This window comes from Actinomadura coerulea (assembly GCF_014208105.1).
GTDB classification, from domain to species: domain Bacteria; phylum Actinomycetota; class Actinomycetes; order Streptosporangiales; family Streptosporangiaceae; genus Spirillospora; species Spirillospora coerulea.
This window is the reverse complement of record NZ_JACHMQ010000001.1, coordinates 5916689-5931926: the sequence shown is the minus strand read 5'-3', so window position 1 is coordinate 5931926 and position 15238 is coordinate 5916689. Positions and strand designations below refer to the sequence as shown.

16 protein-coding genes, 1 tRNA gene and 1 other RNA gene are annotated in these 15238 nt (G+C 72.2%); 11 read left to right on the top strand and 7 right to left on the bottom strand.

Annotation, left to right across the window (positions count from 1 at the left end):
- Positions 1-607 precede the first annotated feature (607 nt).
- The 3 genes from BKA00_RS27305 to BKA00_RS27295 all read left to right on the top strand — a co-directional run bounded on the left by BKA00_RS27305 (position 608) and on the right by BKA00_RS27295 (position 4389).
- Positions 608-2050: a helix-turn-helix domain-containing protein gene (locus tag BKA00_RS27305; protein WP_185029597.1), complete on the top strand. Its 1443-nt coding sequence runs from the start codon at positions 608-610 to the stop codon at positions 2048-2050.
- A gap of 221 nt (positions 2051-2271) precedes the next feature.
- Positions 2272-2970 (top strand): FadR/GntR family transcriptional regulator, encoded by a 699-nt coding sequence (locus BKA00_RS27300; protein ID WP_185029584.1) that lies wholly within the window; start codon positions 2272-2274, stop codon positions 2968-2970.
- Positions 2971-3135: 165 nt separating this feature from the next.
- A complete protein-coding gene (locus BKA00_RS27295) occupies positions 3136-4389 on the top strand; it encodes a CynX/NimT family MFS transporter (protein ID WP_185029568.1) in 1254 nt (417 codons plus the stop codon).
- Here the strand turns inward: BKA00_RS27295 and BKA00_RS27290 are convergent, their stop codons facing one another.
- The 3 genes from BKA00_RS27290 to BKA00_RS27280 all read right to left on the bottom strand — a co-directional run bounded on the left by BKA00_RS27290 (position 4390) and on the right by BKA00_RS27280 (position 6560).
- A complete protein-coding gene (locus tag BKA00_RS27290) occupies positions 4390-4698 on the bottom strand; it encodes a type II toxin-antitoxin system VapB family antitoxin (RefSeq protein WP_185029566.1) in 309 nt (102 codons plus the stop codon). It lies immediately after the preceding gene.
- A 139-nt stretch (positions 4699-4837) separates the two neighbouring features.
- Positions 4838-5227: a cytidine deaminase family protein gene (locus BKA00_RS27285; protein WP_185029564.1), complete on the bottom strand. Its 390-nt coding sequence runs from the start codon at positions 5225-5227 to the stop codon at positions 4838-4840.
- 388 nt (positions 5228-5615) lie between these two features.
- Positions 5616-6560 carry an NADP-dependent oxidoreductase gene (locus BKA00_RS27280; protein ID WP_185029562.1) on the bottom strand — a complete coding sequence of 315 codons (945 nt, stop codon included), beginning with the start codon at positions 6558-6560 and terminating at the stop codon, positions 5616-5618.
- Between the two features lie 325 nt (positions 6561-6885).
- Here BKA00_RS27280 and BKA00_RS27275 point away from each other — a divergent pair, with 325 nt between their 5' ends.
- Together BKA00_RS27275 and BKA00_RS27270 are read left to right on the top strand one after the other, a co-directional pair.
- On the top strand, positions 6886-7338 hold the full coding sequence (locus BKA00_RS27275; protein ID WP_230298633.1) for an AsnC family transcriptional regulator: 453 nt from the start codon (positions 6886-6888) through the stop codon (positions 7336-7338).
- A 59-nt stretch (positions 7339-7397) separates the two neighbouring features.
- Positions 7398-8408 carry a hypothetical protein gene (locus tag BKA00_RS27270; protein ID WP_185029560.1) on the top strand — a complete coding sequence of 337 codons (1011 nt, stop codon included), beginning with the start codon at positions 7398-7400 and terminating at the stop codon, positions 8406-8408.
- Between the two features lie 253 nt (positions 8409-8661).
- On the opposite strand, the gene BKA00_RS27265 is transcribed toward BKA00_RS27270, so the two are convergent.
- A tRNA-Ser gene (locus tag BKA00_RS27265) sits at positions 8662-8746 on the bottom strand.
- 10 nt (positions 8747-8756) lie between these two features.
- Positions 8757-9101: a DUF952 domain-containing protein gene (locus tag BKA00_RS27260; RefSeq protein ID WP_185029558.1), complete on the bottom strand. Its 345-nt coding sequence runs from the start codon at positions 9099-9101 to the stop codon at positions 8757-8759.
- A 59-nt stretch (positions 9102-9160) separates the two neighbouring features.
- Here BKA00_RS27260 and ffs point away from each other — a divergent pair.
- From ffs to BKA00_RS27235, 5 genes are all read left to right on the top strand, one after another.
- An RNA gene (gene ffs, locus BKA00_RS27255) (signal recognition particle sRNA small type) lies at positions 9161-9256 on the top strand.
- A gap of 85 nt (positions 9257-9341) precedes the next feature.
- A complete protein-coding gene (locus tag BKA00_RS27250) occupies positions 9342-11483 on the top strand; it encodes a DNA polymerase III subunit gamma and tau (RefSeq protein WP_185029556.1) in 2142 nt (713 codons plus the stop codon).
- 187 nt (positions 11484-11670) lie between these two features.
- Positions 11671-12039, top strand: a complete 369-nt coding sequence (locus tag BKA00_RS27245; RefSeq protein WP_089310737.1) for a YbaB/EbfC family nucleoid-associated protein — start codon at positions 11671-11673, stop codon at positions 12037-12039.
- A gap of 42 nt (positions 12040-12081) precedes the next feature.
- Positions 12082-12681 (top strand): recombination mediator RecR, encoded by a 600-nt coding sequence (gene recR, locus BKA00_RS27240; protein WP_185029554.1) that lies wholly within the window; start codon positions 12082-12084, stop codon positions 12679-12681.
- Positions 12674-13231 carry a DUF5063 domain-containing protein gene (locus BKA00_RS27235; protein ID WP_185029552.1) on the top strand — a complete coding sequence of 186 codons (558 nt, stop codon included), beginning with the start codon at positions 12674-12676 and terminating at the stop codon, positions 13229-13231. Before recR ends, BKA00_RS27235 begins: the two co-directional genes overlap by 8 nt.
- Positions 13232-13247: 16 nt before the next feature.
- Here the strand turns inward: BKA00_RS27235 and BKA00_RS27230 are convergent, their stop codons facing one another.
- The gene (locus BKA00_RS27230; RefSeq protein ID WP_185029550.1) at positions 13248-13547 is read right to left on the bottom strand and encodes a hypothetical protein; all 300 of its coding nucleotides are present in this window, start codon (positions 13545-13547) and stop codon (positions 13248-13250) included.
- A 480-nt stretch (positions 13548-14027) separates the two neighbouring features.
- Here BKA00_RS27230 and BKA00_RS27225 point away from each other — a divergent pair, with 480 nt between their 5' ends.
- Positions 14028-14876 carry an LLM class flavin-dependent oxidoreductase gene (locus BKA00_RS27225; protein WP_185029548.1) on the top strand — a complete coding sequence of 283 codons (849 nt, stop codon included), beginning with the start codon at positions 14028-14030 and terminating at the stop codon, positions 14874-14876.
- A 92-nt stretch (positions 14877-14968) separates the two neighbouring features.
- Here the strand turns inward: BKA00_RS27225 and BKA00_RS27220 are convergent, their stop codons facing one another.
- Positions 14969-15229, bottom strand: a complete 261-nt coding sequence (locus BKA00_RS27220) for a peptidoglycan-binding domain-containing protein (RefSeq protein ID WP_230298634.1) — start codon at positions 15227-15229, stop codon at positions 14969-14971.
- Between the last annotated feature and the right edge of the window lie 9 nt (positions 15230-15238).

The following is a 15238-nucleotide window of genomic DNA, read 5'->3' as shown; positions in this document are numbered from 1 at the left end:
CGGAGGACGCCCCCGACCCCGACGCGCAGGACGCCCCGACCGCGACGCTGCCCAAGGGCGACGACCCCGACGGGGAGATATAGCTCCGCACCGTCGCCGACGAGGAAAGCCGGGCACCTCGTGCCCGGCTTTCTCGTTTCCGCAGGGGGACGACGAGGCCCTCGCGGTGATCTGAGACGATGCAGGGCGGCCCGACGCTCCCGGAACACGTCAGCGACCGCGCGGCCGGAAGCCGGTGCACGGCGGTGCTCAGGTCGGGCGGGCCGGCGCCGTCCGGCATCGGCCGGAACCACTGGGAGCGGTCCCAACCTCGCCGAACGCGGGGCCGACCGTCCGGTACTGGCCGGAATGCGAGGGAGGCTGATCAATATCGGCGGTCCCTGCGATCTTGCCCGGACGGTCGGATACCGTCGGCGAATGACAGACGTCGCGATCGACGGGAGGGCCCGCCGGCGCGAACCGGCGAATCCCGCCGAGGCGCCGTGCGCACGGGCCTGCCGGCCGGTCTCTTCTCCTGTCGCTTCCTTGCTCTCGATGTGTGATAACCCGCAATGTGCAATCATGTCGGCACCCCAGCCGCCTGTTTACTTCCGCTAAGTGAGTCCACATGCCGGGTCCAGGCAATGTCGGCGAACGTGTCCGCAACCTGCGGCTGACCAGACGCTTGTCGCAGGCACAGCTCGCCGGTCACGACCTTTCCGACAGCTACATCTCCTTGATCGAGTCGGGCAAGCGCACGCCGACGCCGACCGTCCTGCGCATGCTGGCCGAGCGTCTCGGCTGCACCCCCGAGTACCTCGCCGAGGGCGTCGAGCCGGAGCAGCGCGCCCACCTCGAGGTGCGCGAGCGGCACGCCCATCTGGCGCTGCTGCGCGGCGACCCCGCCACGGCCGAGGCCGGGTTCGACGAGGTGATCGCCCGCAGTGACGATCCCGACCTCACGGGCCGCGCCCGGCTGGGCCGCGCCCGCGCCCTTGAGGAACTGGGCCGCACCGACCGCGCGATCGAGCTGTTCGAGGAGCTGCGCGAGCAGGCCGAACGCGACCCGGGCCGGGGGAGCTGGCTGCCCCCGGTGATCGCGCTGGCCCGGTCGTACCACACCGTCGGCGACCTGGGGCAGGCCGTGGCGCTGGGCGAGCGCGCCCTCGAACGGCTGGAGCGGCTCGGCCTCCACGCCGGCCACGAGTACACCGAGGCCGGGCGCATCCTGCTGCTCGCCTATGTGGATCGCTCCGACCCCGTCCGCGCCCACGAACTCGGGCGGCGCCTCCTGCATCCGGTCGGCTCCGAGGACACCGAGCCGCTGGGCGTCCACTACCAGCGGGCGAGCATGCGCGCGCTGGAGGAGGGAGCGGTGGGCGACTCCCTGTACTTCGCCGATCAGGCCCTTGCCGCGCGCACGGACACGACCCCCGTGCAGGCCCACGCGCGCCTCGCCCTCGCCGGGGCGAAGGCGCTGCTCAGGGGCGTCGAGCCGTTCTCCGCCGCCGCGCGGCCCGGTGCGGTGCCCTCCGGGGAGTACGGGTTCGAACGCCCGCGTCAGGAAGGGACCCGCGAAGCGGCCCGGGAGGCGCTCGCCCTCCTCCAGGACGCGACCGGCCTGGACGACGCCGAATCCACCGAGTGCACCATCGCCAAGGCCCGCGCGCTCGTCCTCGTCGGAGACCTGGACGAGGCGATCGCCGCGCTCGAACAGTTCCTCGACACCGGCATGGCCCTCTCCGCCCCCACGAGCGGACGCACCATGACGCCCCAGCCCGCCGACGAGCTGGGCGTGCGCACCCAGAAGACTGTTCTGGCCCGCCTGGTCCTGGCCCGCGCACGGGTGGCCCAGGGGAACACCAACGCGGCCCAAGTCGTCCTTCGCGCGGCCTCGGAGCAACTGGCGACCCTCCCCGAGGGACGTCCGGCGGCGCACCTCTACAGGGAACTCGGCGAACTCTACGAACTCATCGAGTCCCCCGAAAGCGCCGCCACCGCTTACCGCCAGGCCCTTGAGGCGGCCGGTCTGTCGGTCTTCAACCGCGTTCCCTTGACCGCCCCCCACTAGACCGCTCGCCTGCGGGAAGGCGAGGCGGCTCGGTAGACGCGCGCCGCCTCGCCTTGCGATCGGGGCGTGCCGTCGCTTCGTTCGCCGCGCTGACGCCATGCCCCCGGGACCGGCGCTGCTCGGACGTCTCCGCGAACCGGACGGCGGTGGGGTGGAATAAAGCACGGGTCATGGATGTCGTATGATTCAGACATGGGATGACTGGTTGACTGGAGGTTCGGGTGACTCTGCGGACGGCACGGCGGTCGTCGCTCGTCGACCAGGTGATCGACCAGCTCAGAGGCGAGATCACCGGCGGCGGATGGCCGGTGGGCGCCAAGATCCCGCCGGAGCCGGTGCTGTCGGAGACGCTCGGGGTCGGGCGCAACACCGTCCGGGAGGCGGTGCGAGCGCTGACCCACGCGGGGCTCCTGGAGAGCCGCCAGGGCGACGGGACGTACGTGCGCGCCACGAGCGAGCTGTCCGGCGCCGTCAGGCGGCGGCTGGAGACCGCGGAACTCGTCGAGATCCTCGAGGTCCGGCGGGGGTTCGAGGTGGAGGCGGCCAGGCTCGCCGCCACCCGGCGCACGGACGCCGACATCGCCGCCATCGCGGTCGCGCTCGCCCGCCGGGACGCGGCATGGGCGGCGGGCGAGCACTCCGCGTTCGTCGAGGCCGACCTCGAATTCCACACCTCCGTGGTCGAGGCCACCCACAACCGCGTCCTGACGGAGCTGTACCGCGACTTCAGCGCGGCGCTCCGGGCCAGCATCGGCGCGGCCGGGAGCCTGCTCGAACACGCCGACGTCCCGCACGGCCCCATCGCCGCGGCCATCGAGGCGGGGGACGCCGACGCCGCCACCCGGGCGACCCACGCGTGTCTCGACCAGATCCTCGCCTCGACCGTCCCCCCGTCCGGAACGGCTCCGCAGGAGACCTAGCGCGGGAGCGCGAGCCAGCACCATGGCCGGGGGCGTGACCCGCCACCCCATGGGCGGCCGTCGTGGTGCCCGGCGACAGGCGGGACATCGGCACCGGAACGCGGAAGAACCGGCTTGACGCAGTAGACCCTGCGCTCGAAGCGACCGAAGAACAGCGAAGGTGACATGAACAGCTCTACGACTCCGGGTTCCCGGGCCGCGGCCGTGTGGTCGCTCGTCGGCCTGGTGCTGCTGACGATCAACCTGCGTGCCGCGATCACCGGGATCTCGCCGGTGCTCGGCGACCTCAGGGACGCGTTCGGGCTGTCGGGCGCGGAGACCGGCGTCCTCACCACGCTGCCGGTGCTGTGCCTGGGAGTGTTCGCGGCCGCCGCGCCGGTCGTCGCGCGCCGGTTCGGCACCGAGACCGCGATCGCCGGCTCCCTCGTCATGATCACGGCGGGGATCGTGCTGCGGGTCGTGCAGTCCCCGGTCTCGCTGTTCGTTGGAACGGTCCTGGCCGGGGCGGGGATCGCGATGGGCAACGTCCTCATGCCGGCTGTGATCAAGCGCGCGTTCCCGTCCCGCCTGGGCTCGCTGACCGGCCTCGCGATGATGCTGATGGCGGCCAGCGGCGCGGTCGCCGCCGGGCTCGCGGTGCCGCTGGAGGAGGCGGGCGGCTGGCGGCTCGCGCTCGCCGTCTGGGCCGTCCCGTCGCTGGTCGCCGCGCTCGTGTGGGGTCCGCTCGCCCTGCGCGGCCGCCGCGCCCCGACGCCGCCCGTCACCGCCCCGCGCGCCGGGGGATCGCTGCTGCGCTCCCCGACCGCCTGGTCCGTCGCCGCGTTCATGGGCCTGGCGTCGCTGATGTTCTACGTGCTCCTGTCGTGGCTTCCGGAGATCATGCGGGACGCCGGCCACCCGGCCGCCACCGCCGGGATGATGGTCTCCACCATGATGATCGTCGGAATCCCGCTGGGCTTCCTCGTGCCGGTGTTCGCCGCCCGCCTGCGCGACCAGCGCCCCCTCGTCGTCGCCGTCGCGGCCACGATGGTCGTCGGCCTGGTCGGGCTGCTGCTCGCCCCGTCCGCCGGATGGACGTGGGTCGTGATCCTCGGCATCGGCACCGGCAGCGCGTTCCCGCTGGCCTTCACGCTGCTCAGCCTCCGCTCGCCGAACCCGGCGACGGCCGCGGGCCTGTCGGGGATGGCGCAGACGGGCGGCTACCTCCTCGCCGCCGCCGGCCCGCTCGCGGTCGGCGTCCTGCACGACGCCACGGGCGGCTGGAACGTGCCAGTGAGCCTGCTGCTCGTCCTGGTGGTGCCGGAGGTCGTGGTCGGGCTGCTGGCCGCGCGGCCCGGGTTCGTCCACCCGGCCCGGCCGGCGGCGCCGCTGGTGGAGCCGAAGGCCCTCCCGGCGCCGGAGCCCGCCCGCACCCACTGATCAGGACATGTCGACGGCGTCCAGGTCGAGGACGCGCGCGTGCAGGACGAGCCGCTGGTGCAGCGCCGCCCGGAGCGCCCGGTGCAGGCCGTCCTCCAGGTAGAGCTCGCCCTGCCACTGGACCACGTGGGGGAACAGGTCACCGTAGAACGTGGAGTCCTTCGACAGCAGCGACTGGAGATCCATCTCCCGCTTGGTGCTGACGAGCTGGTCGAGGCGGACCTGGCGAGGGGGGATCTTGGCCCAGTCCCGGGACGAGAAACCGTGCTCCGGATAGGGCCTTCCTTCACCCACCGCCTTAAAGATCACACTTCGAGTCTAAGGGCTCGCCGGTGCGCGGAGAAGGCGCGCAACAACATGCGTCACTCTGCTTTCCGCGTCCGGTAAACCAGTTACCCCGCAGCTCAGCCCGCCGGTGACTAAATACCGGGCGGGGTGGTGTGGCCGCTCACGACTGGTGGTCAGACCAGATGTAGGCACCCGGAAGCAACTCGGTCACGGGCACGGAGCGCAGCGTTCCTCCCATGTCGACGATGACGCGTATGGACGGGAAGTAGTCGAAGAGCACCTGCCGGCACCGTCCGCAGGGGGACATCACCCCGCGCTCGCCGCCCCCCACCGCGACGACCATGTCCAGATCGTGGGCGCCCTGGGCGGCGGCCGCGCCCATCACGGCCAGCTCCGCGCACGGGCCGCCGGTGAAGTGGTGGACGTTCATCGCGGTGACGATCCGCCCGTCCCGCGCGCGGGCGGCGGCCGCGACCGTGTGCTCGTCCCCGCGGCTGTGCTCGGCGGCCACACGCGCGGCCGCCTCGACGAGTTCACGGTCGACGGTCATGTCCTTCTCCAAGCGTTCGAGAGGTGCTCAGTTCTTGGCCGTGTGCCGGTCAGTCGTCCACGCGGGCGAGGAGCTCGCGGCTCCACGAGCCGAAGCCCTTGCGCTCGTACAGCCGCACCGCGTCGTGATGGGCCTTCCGACAGCCAGGCCCGGTACTGCGCGCGGCACTGCTCCCCGGAGTCGGCGGCGCCGCGCACCGGCCACCGCTCGCCGACCACGCGGCGATGGTGTTCGAGCACCGCCGGCCACAACGGTCCCAGCGACTCGATGCCGGCCGTCGTCCCCGTGGTGAGGTCGAAGTCCATGATCGCAGCCTAATCACCGTGATCTTCGTGAGCCGGGCGGCGGTCGCCGCCGACTTCGGTGCCGCTCCAGCACCCAGGGCGGGTCAGGCGGTGGCCGGCAGGACGATGACCTTGCCCGGGAGAGCCCCCGCGGCCGCCCGGGCGTGGACCGACGCCAGGTCCGCCAGCGGGACGCGCTCGGAGACGTCGACGGTCAGCGCGCCGCGGTCCACGCGCGCCACGAGTTCCGCCAGCTGCCCGGCGTCGCTGCGGACGTAGACGTCGACGGCTCGCACGCCGCGTTCCTCGTCGGCCGGGGCGGGCATCCACACGGTCGTGCCGACCACGACGCCGCCGTCGCGGACCAGGCCGGCCAGCGCCGCGTACTCGGCGGGATCGATCGGCGCGAGATTGAGCAGGACGTCGACCGGCCCGGTCACCGCGGTGGTCACCTCGGTCGCGGTGTGATCGATGACCTCGTCGGCGCCCGCGGCCTTCACCTGCTCGACGCTGCGGGGGCTGCCGGTGGCGATCACGTGCGCGCCGGCGGCCTTGGCCAGCTGCACCGCGTAGCCGCCCACGGCTCCGCCGCCGCCGCTGATCAGGATCCGCTGCCCGGCCTTCAGCCCGGCGTGGTCGAAGAGCGCCTGCCACGCGGTGAGGCCGACCAGGGGCAGCGCCGCGGCGTCGGCGAGCGGGATGCCCTCCGGAGCCGGCGCCAGGCTCTCGGCGGGCGCGAGGACGTACTCCGCCGAGGCGCCGTCGTCGACGAACGGCAGGAAACCGACGACCCGGTCGCCGATCTCACGTCCGCCGACGCCCTCACCGAGCGCGTCGATCGTTCCCGCGACGTCCAGGCCGGGAATGTGCGGCAACGTCAGGGGCATCGGGCCCTGCATGAACCCCGCGCGGATGTTGCCGTCGACGCCGTTGAACGACGTCGCGGCGACGCGCACCCGCACCTGCCCGGGGCCGGGCTCCGGCAGGTCGACGTCCTCGTAGTGGAGGACGTCGGGCTCGCCGTACTCGTGGAATCGCACTGCCTTCATTTGGGACGCCTCACTTCCGATGAGCATGTGCTTCGAAACCGAAGCACATGCGTCAGCGTAGCAGTGCTTCGAAATTGAAGCAAGAACTTCGAAACTGAAGCAGGTGCGTCATGTCGGATGCGGCGGCGAGGCGAGGCGGCAGCGCCGGGTCGCGTCGGTTCCCGATCACTCGGAGTTTTCGGCGCGGCGTCCGGCGCGGAAGCGATCGTCCAGAATCTCGTCCAACCCGTTGGCCGCTTACCTGGGCAATGTCTCGCGTCATGCCAATAACACTGAAGATTATTCAGTCCAACTTCGGGATGATCGTACGCGATACAGTCATCCTGTGAGGAACGTGGATGACATCGATCGTCAGCTGCTGGAACTCCTCCAGCAGGACGCCACCCGCTCCTACGCGGCGCTCGGCACGGCGGTGGGCCTGTCGGCCGGGGCCGTCCACGAGCGGGTCCGGAAGATGCGCGAGCGGGGCGTCATCCGGCGGACCAGCGTGGACGTGGAGCCGGCCGCGCTCGGCCAGGGCGTGCTGGCCTTCGCCCTGATCGACTCCTCGGTCTGGATGGGCGACCGGGCCGCCGAGTTCGCCGCCATACCGGAGGTGCAGGAGGCCCACGTCGTCGCGGGCAGCGCGTCCGTGCTCGTCAAAGTGCGGACGTCGACGACCGCGCGGCTCCAGGACGTCCTGCGGCGGCTCTACGACATCCAGGGCGTCAGCGGGACGAAGGCGACGGTCGTCCTGGAGACGTTCTTCGAACGCCCCGTCTCCCCCCTGGGCCAGTGACCCCGCCCTCCCCGAAGTCCAGGCCGGAACCAGTGTGATCGTCTTTTCGTCGGAACGGCATGACCGATATCGATCCATCGGCCGTTCCGGATACGCCCGATGCCTGGCGCGCCCTCGCCACCGCCTGGGCCGAGACCGTAGGCGTCCGCTCGCAGCGGTACACGGACCTCATACAGGGAGCGGCCGCCCAACTGGACGCCGCCCCGCAGGGTCCGCACGCCCTGGCGTGGACACTGGGCGTCCTCACGCTGACGGCTCGTCTGGAGGGAGCGGCTCTGCCCGATGGGGCGCCCGTGGCGGCGGCCCTGAGCACGGCGGCCGAGCGGCTGGGCGGCGCGCCCTGCGACCACGCCGATCACCCGTATCTGACGGACTTCGACGTCGAAAATCTCAACTGGAGGTTCCGCCCGGAGGAGATGGCGCTGCGAGTCGTGGGCGCCGGTCCGCCCCTGGACGATCCCGGCCGGTGGAGCTGCCCGCGCAATGTCGCCGGGTTCGCGCGGGCCGCGGCCGAGGCGGTGTCCCCCGGCACCTTCGACGATGTCCCTGTTCGGGCCCCCGCAAGTGTCGGGAGGGGGCTGGAGTACCTCTCCGGCGTGATCTATGACCACCCCCACGGCGACCCGTACGAGATCCTCGTCGACGAGGCCCGTGCCCTGCTGGAGGCCGCGCGCGAGGACACGCCCGAACTGCCGGGCCTGGTGGTCGCCAACTGCGCGCTGCTTCCCTACGCCGTTTCCGAGCGGGTCGAGTCCGTCGAGGTCCTGGACGAGATCATCACGGCACTCGAAGCCGCCGCGCGGCGCTGCGACGACGTCCCGGCGTGCGACCACTCGACCCACCCGGACCTCGACGACTTCGAGGACTACCGCAGAGACGCCGAACTGATGCTCACCCCCGGAGGGCGGCGCGCCTACCGATGGCGGCAACGATCACTGGGCGGCCCCCCTCTGGAAGCCTGGACCTGCCGCCACCACTTCGGGATCGAGGCCGAGATCGCGCTGGACGAGCTCCGTGAAGCCCGTGCGGAGGTGGCCGACGAAGCCGCGCAAGCCGACGAAGAGGGTTAGAAGCTCCGGACAGGACGCGGCCGGCGCCGACCACGCGCGCCGGCCGCATCCGAACGCCGTACGGCGATGGCCTCGTCTCCTACGGCGGCCCGCTGTCACCGTTGGCCGTCCGGTTGCCGCTCACGGGCGCACAGGTCCCAGCGCGCGTGGGGACTGGAGGATGCTCAGCCGAAGCAAGGCGCCTGCGCCCAGAAGTGCGGAAGGGCGGCACCTGTAGGTGCCGCCCTCAACGTGTTCCGCCTGGCGAGGCGAGCGGAGGATACGAGATTCGAACTCGTGAGGGCGTGAACCCAACACGCTTTCCAAGCGTGCGCCCTAGGCCACTAGGCGAATCCTCCACGGGGTAGCCTACCGGTTCTCGGGCAGTGACCTGACATCAATAACCGCGTCGACCGGGATCGGTCCGTAGACGTGGGGGAACAACTCGTCCCCGGCGGGCTCGTAGCGCACGGGCGCGTCGAGGCGGGACACGTCGATGACCAGCAGGACCAGGTCGTCGCGGGAGACGCCGCCGTAGAAGCGGCCCAGAACGCCGCCCACCTGGGCGATGTCGGACGAGCAGTGGATGAAGCCTTCCTCGTCCAGGGTCCGGCCCAGGGTGGACATGGTGTACGCCACGCCGATGCTCCGGGCGGATTCCCAGTGGGTTCGTTCGGCGATGTGCAGGAGCGTGTCCTGGGGAGAGGCGGGCATGGGCGGAGACTACGCCGGAATGCGTGGCGATCCGGGGCCGGGGATGCCATAGACTTTGGGTAGACCCCTCGCACGGCGTCACCCTGTGAACCTCCCCAGGGCCGGAAGGCAGCAAGGATAAGCAGGCTCTGGCGGGTGTGCGGGGGGTCCCTTGGTTTCACGGCGACCGGTCCGCGACGGCCGGTCCACGGCGACACGGCGCTTCTGACGCTCTGCTTCTCGAGGGAGGGCGGACCCCCGATGAGTCTGGCTCTGTACCGCAAGTACCGGCCAGCGACGTTCGCCGAGCTGAAGGGGCAGGAACACGTCGCCGAGCCCCTCCAGCAGGCGCTGCGCAACGGCCGGATCAACCACGCGTACCTGTTCAGCGGGCCGCGCGGCTGCGGCAAGACGTCCAGCGCCCGGATCCTCGCCCGCTCGCTGAACTGCGAGCAGGGGCCGACCCCCGACCCGTGCGGCACGTGCGACTCGTGCGTCGCGCTCGGACCGTCCGGGAGCGGGCACATCGACGTGATCGAGATCGACGCCGCGTCCCACGGCGGTGTGGACGACGCCCGCGACCTGCGGGAGCGGGCCTTCTTCGCCCCGGTCGCGGCGCGCTTCAAGGTGTACATCATCGACGAGGCGCACATGGTCACCCGCGAGGGTTTCAACGCGCTGCTGAAACTCGTCGAGGAGCCGCCGCCGCACCTGAAGTTCGTGTTCGCGACGACCGAGCCGGAGAAGGTCATCGGGACGATCCGGTCCCGGACCCACCACTACCCGTTCCGGCTGATCCCGCCGGGCGTCCTCCAGGACCTCGTCGAGGAGATCCTCGAGAGCGAGGACGTCCCGTACGAGGCGTCCGCGCTGCCTCTGGCCGTCCGGGCCGGGGCCGGTTCCGCGCGGGACACGCTGTCGATCCTGGACCAGCTCCTCGCCGGGTCGGACGAGAAGGGCATCACGTACGCGCGGGCCGTGTCGCTGCTCGGCTACACCGACTCCGCGCTGCTGGACGAGGTCGTCGCGGCCTTCGCGTCCCGGAACGGCGCCGCCGTGTTCGCCGCGATCGACCGCGTGATCGAGAGCGGTCAGGACCCCCGCCGCTTCACCGCCGACCTGCTGGAACGCCTCCGCGACCTGGTGATCCTGGTGAACGTCCCGGAGGCCGGGGGCTCGGGGCTGCTGAACTTCCCGCCGGACGAGCTGGAGCAGATGCGGCGCCAGGCGTCCTCGATGGGGCCCGGGGAGCTGACGCGTGCGGCCGACCTGCTGCACACCGGGCTCACGGAGATGCGCGGCGCCACGTCCCCGCGGCTGCTCCTGGAACTGATCTGCGCCCGGATCCTGCTGCCGGCCGCGTACGAGGACGAGGCGTCCATGTTCGCCCGCCTCGACCGTCTGGAACGCCAGGCCGGCCAGGCCGGCCAGGGCGGCTTCGGCGGCGGGCAGGGCGGTGACCCACTGCCGCAGGCCTTCGCGTCCGCGGCGCCGATCGCGGGCAACCCCGGCCCCGGCTCGGCACCCGCCGAATCCAGTTCTGTGGATAACCGCGCGGCCACCCCGACCACCGCCACCCCGCCCACGGCCAGCCCGACCACCGCCACCCAGGCCACGGCCGCGGCCACGGCCAGCCCGACCACGGCAGCCCAGCCTCCGGCCGCGGCCACGGCCAGCCCGACCACGGCAGCCCAGCCTCCGGCCGCGCCGGCCGGCGCCCGACCCGCCTCCAGCGCGCCCGCACCCTCCAGCGCACCGCCCGCACCTGCCGGCGCGCCACCCGCAACGGCCGCGTCCGGTGCGGGAGGTGGAGGGGCGGACTTCTCCACCATCCAGCGGCTCTGGCCGGACGTCGTCGAGGCCGTCAAGCAGAAGAGCCGCGCCACCTGGATGGTCATCATGTCCGGGGTGCAGCCGATCTCGCTCGAGGGCAGGATCCTCACCCTCGGCTTCGACGCGGAGGGACGCCGCCTCGGATTCGTCAACGGCGGTCGCGACGCCGTCCTGCGCGAGGTTCTCAAGGAGCGGATGGGCGTCGACTGGCGGATAGAGACCGTCGTCGGCGGAGCCCCCGGCGGGTCATCACCGGGGGCGAGGCCGGGCCCTAGCGCGGGGTTCGGTGGGGCGGCCACACCGAACCCGGCACCGCAGCCGAGGCCGCCCGTCCAGCCGTCCGCGCGACCGGCCGCGCCGAGGGCCGACCGGGCCCCGGAACCGCCGCCTCCGCCGCCGGACGAGCCTCCGCCGCCGGACGAACCCCCTCCCGTGGACGAGAGCGACGAGGTCGACCCGGAGGGCGACGCCGACGCCGACGGCACCGAGGCCGAGATGAGCGGAATGGCCCTCATCCAGCGCGAACTCGGCGGTCAGATCATCCGCGAGATCGACAACTCGGCTTCCTAGGCCGCCGGCCGGCGCCCCGCGGCGGGACCGGGAGGACGGCGAAATCCCGGATGTGCCTCCGAAATGGCGCGCTGGGGTCCTCGCGTACCGAAACGGCCTGGAAACCCGTAGTCTCGGGGGACGGACGTCCGGTGGCTGGCGGAGCGCCAGAGAGAAGGCCCTCGGGGGCCGGAAGAGGGAGTGCACCGTGGAACCCGGTGGTCAGCTGAACATGCAGGAACTCCTGCAGCAGGCGCAGGCCATGCAGGAGCAGCTCTTCAACGCCCAGCGCGAGCTCGCGGAGACCGAGGTGACGGGGACCGCCGGCGGCGGGCTCGTGACCGCGACGGTCAACGGGCAGGGCGAGGTCACGGGGCTGTCGATCGACCCGAAGGCGATCGACGCCGACGACCCGGCCGACACGGCGGAGACGGTCGCCGACCTGGTGCTGGCCGCGATCCGCGACGCCGCCCGCGAGGCGCAGGAGCTCCAGCAGGAGAAGATGGGCCCGCTCGCCCAGGGGCTCGGCGGCGGCGGGGGCATCCCCGGCGGCTTCCCCGGCCTCGGCGGCGCCTGAACCGGGCCGCGGGCAGAAGACGACCAGTAAAGGAGGGGTCCGTTGTACGAAGGGGTGGTTCAGAACCTCATCGACGAGCTGGGCAGGCTGCCCGGCGTCGGCCCCAAGAGCGCGCAGCGGATCGCCTTCCACCTCCTCGCCGCCGATCCGGCCGACGTCGAGCGCCTCGGCAAGGCGCTCAAGGAGGTCAAGGACAAGGTCCGCTTCTGTAAAACCTGCGGGAACGTCGCGGAGGAAGAGGAGTGCCGGATCTGCCGTGACGCGCGCCGCGACCCCCACGTCATCTGCGTGGTGGAGGAGTCCAAGGACGTCGTCGCGATCGAGAAGACCCGCGAGTTCCGCGGCCGCTACCACGTGCTCGGCGGCGCGATCAGCCCGATCGAGGGGGTCGGGCCCGACGACCTGCGCATCCGCGAGCTGATGCAGCGGCTCGCGGACGGGGCGGTGACCGAGCTGATCCTCGCCACCGACCCCAACCTGGAGGGCGAGGCGACCGCGACCTACCTCGCCCGGCTGGTCAAGCCCATGGACATCACCGTCACCCGACTGGCCAGCGGCCTTCCGGTGGGTGGCGACCTCGAGTACGCCGACGAGGTCACGCTGGGCCGCGCATTCGAAGGACGGAGGCTGCTCGATGTCTGACTCCAACAGCCCGCAGGACTGGAACGCCCTCGCCGAACGCGTGGCGTGCCACGTCGACAACTACCTGGACGGCCTGGAGGCGGTCGCCCGCGGCGACGGCGGGACGCACACGATCCCGCTGCTCCTGCTGGAGGTGTCGCAGGTCATCCTGGCGGGGGCGCAGCTCGGTGCCAGCGCCGACGTGATCCTCCCGGACAACTGGGAGCCCGAGGTGGGCGACGACCCCGACCTCGACTCGATCCGGCAGGGCCTGGCCGAGCGCCTCCAGGCCATGGACGAGTACGTCGAGGTCTTCGACCCCTACAAGGACACCGAGGCGACGTCCTACCGGCTTTCGGACGACCTCGTCGACGTCGCCAGCGACCTCGTCCACGGTCTCCGCCACTACAACCAGGACCGCCCCCTGGAAGCCCTCTGGTGGTGGCAGTACTCCTACTTCAACCACTGGGGCAACCACGCCGGCGCCGCCCTGCGCGCGCTGCACGCCTTCGTCGCCGACGCTCGCCTCGGCGTCGCCACGGAAGCGGCCACGGAAGCCGCCCCCGCCTGACCCGGCCGTGCCCGGCCTAGCCGGACGCGGCGGGGCCGGTTCGCGCGCCGAGTGCCCACGCGATCAGCTCCGCCGCCTTCTCGACGTCCGAGCCGATCTGACCGCTCCCTCCGGAGCGCCACGCGAACTGCCCGAGTTCGTCGTCCCAGGCGACCCGGGCCTCCTGCCCCCGGTAGGAGACGCGCAGTGGGCCCCCGCCGTCCGGTCGCGCCGCCGCCACCTGCGGGGCCTTCCGGCGCAGCGCGGCGTACAGGGACGTCAGCGGTCCCCGGCGGACCTTCGGCAACTCGTCGAACCCGGTCATCAGCTCTCCCATCGACTCCCTCACCGCCGCACCGCACCGCCCCGGACCGTGGCACGGACACGACGGATCCCCGGTGGACGAGATGGCCCCGACATCCCGCCAACGCCTGCCTTTACATAGACGCTTGACCTCGCGTCCGGGTGGTCCTCAAAAATGATCTGTCCGGTGGCCGGGACGGTTCTTACCGCTTACGGCACGGCGACCCTCGTGTCACCGGCGCCCCACAGAACCCCTCAACCCGACGTTCGGTCCCGGCCCGCCGAGCACTTGGCAGGTCGATCCTTCAGCCGTGGCCGGCAGGTGCGTGCGATGTCGCGGGCAGTCGGGTAGCGCCGTAGGCGGTGCCGAGGGTCTGGCTCAGCAGCAGCGCGGCGCGCTCGCGGATGGCCGGGGCGTCCGGGCCTTTTCCAGGGCGGGAACGATCTCCTTGTCGAGGACGGCGTGGACGCGGGCCGGTTGCCGTAGACGCGGGGGACGGCGCAGGATGCGGGGATGCGGTACTCGATCAATATCCCGAACTTCGGGGACTTCGCCGACCCCCGAACGGTCGCGCGCGTCGCCGAGGCGGCCGAGCGGGCAGGGTGGGACGGGCTGTTCGTGTGGGACCACGTCGTCCATGTGAAGAGCGATCGCAAGTCCTTCGGTGACCCGTGGATGCTGCTGACGGCGGCGGCGCTCGCGACCAGCCGGATCAGGCTCGGCACGCTGGTCACGCCGGTCCCGCGGCGGCGTCCGCAGCAGCTGGCCCGCCAGGTCGCGACGCTGGACGTCCTCAGCGGCGGGCGGGTGATCTTCGCGGCGGGGCTCGGCGGTCCGGTCGCCGACGAGTACGGGGCGTTCGGCGAGCCCACCGACAAGGCCGTGCTGGCCGAGCGCCTGGACGAGGGGCTCGGCCTGCTCGAACGCTTCTGGTCCGGCGATCCGGTCACCCATCACGGGCGGCACTACCGGGCCGAGGACGTGGCGCTGCTGCCCGCGACGGCGCAGCGGCCGCGGCCGCCGGTGTGGATCGCCGGATTCTGGCCCAACCGGCGGCCGATGCGGCGGGCCGCCCGCTGGGACGGCGCCGTCCCGCTGTTCGGGCCCGGCTCCCACGGCCACGCGCCCGCCCCGGACGACGTCCGCGATCTGGCCGCCTACGTCCGGCGGCACCGGGAGGGCGACGGGCCGTTCGAGATCGTCGTCGGCGGCGCCAGCCCCGCCGACGCCCGCGACGTCGTCGGCCCCCTGGCCGACGCCGGCGCCACCTGGTGGGACGAGCGCCGGATCATCGGCACCGAGGAGAACGAGCGCCTCGACCCCGTTCTGCGCCGCATCGAGCAGGGGCCGCCGATGCTCTGACGCCACCTCCCTTCCGAGAAGGTTTCCCGTGAAACCGGCAGGTGACCTCGGGCGCCGGCCGGCACGCCCGCTCGATGGCAGCGCGGAAGGCGCTACGTGATCGGCGCCTTCCAGGTCGCCTCCCAGGTCTGCGGTCCGACGATGCCGTCGACGTTCAGCTGCTTCTCCCTCTGGAAGGCCACGCAGACCTCCTCGGAGCGGGTGCCGTAGATGCCGTCGACCACGAGGCTGGTCCAGCCGCGCTTGAGCATCTTGTCCTGCCAGGTGCGGACGTCGTCGCCCTTCATCAGGGCGAGGAACCGGCCCGGCCAAGGCGGAGCCTGTACCGCTTCCTGAACGTTCTGCTGGGTCATGCCGATCGC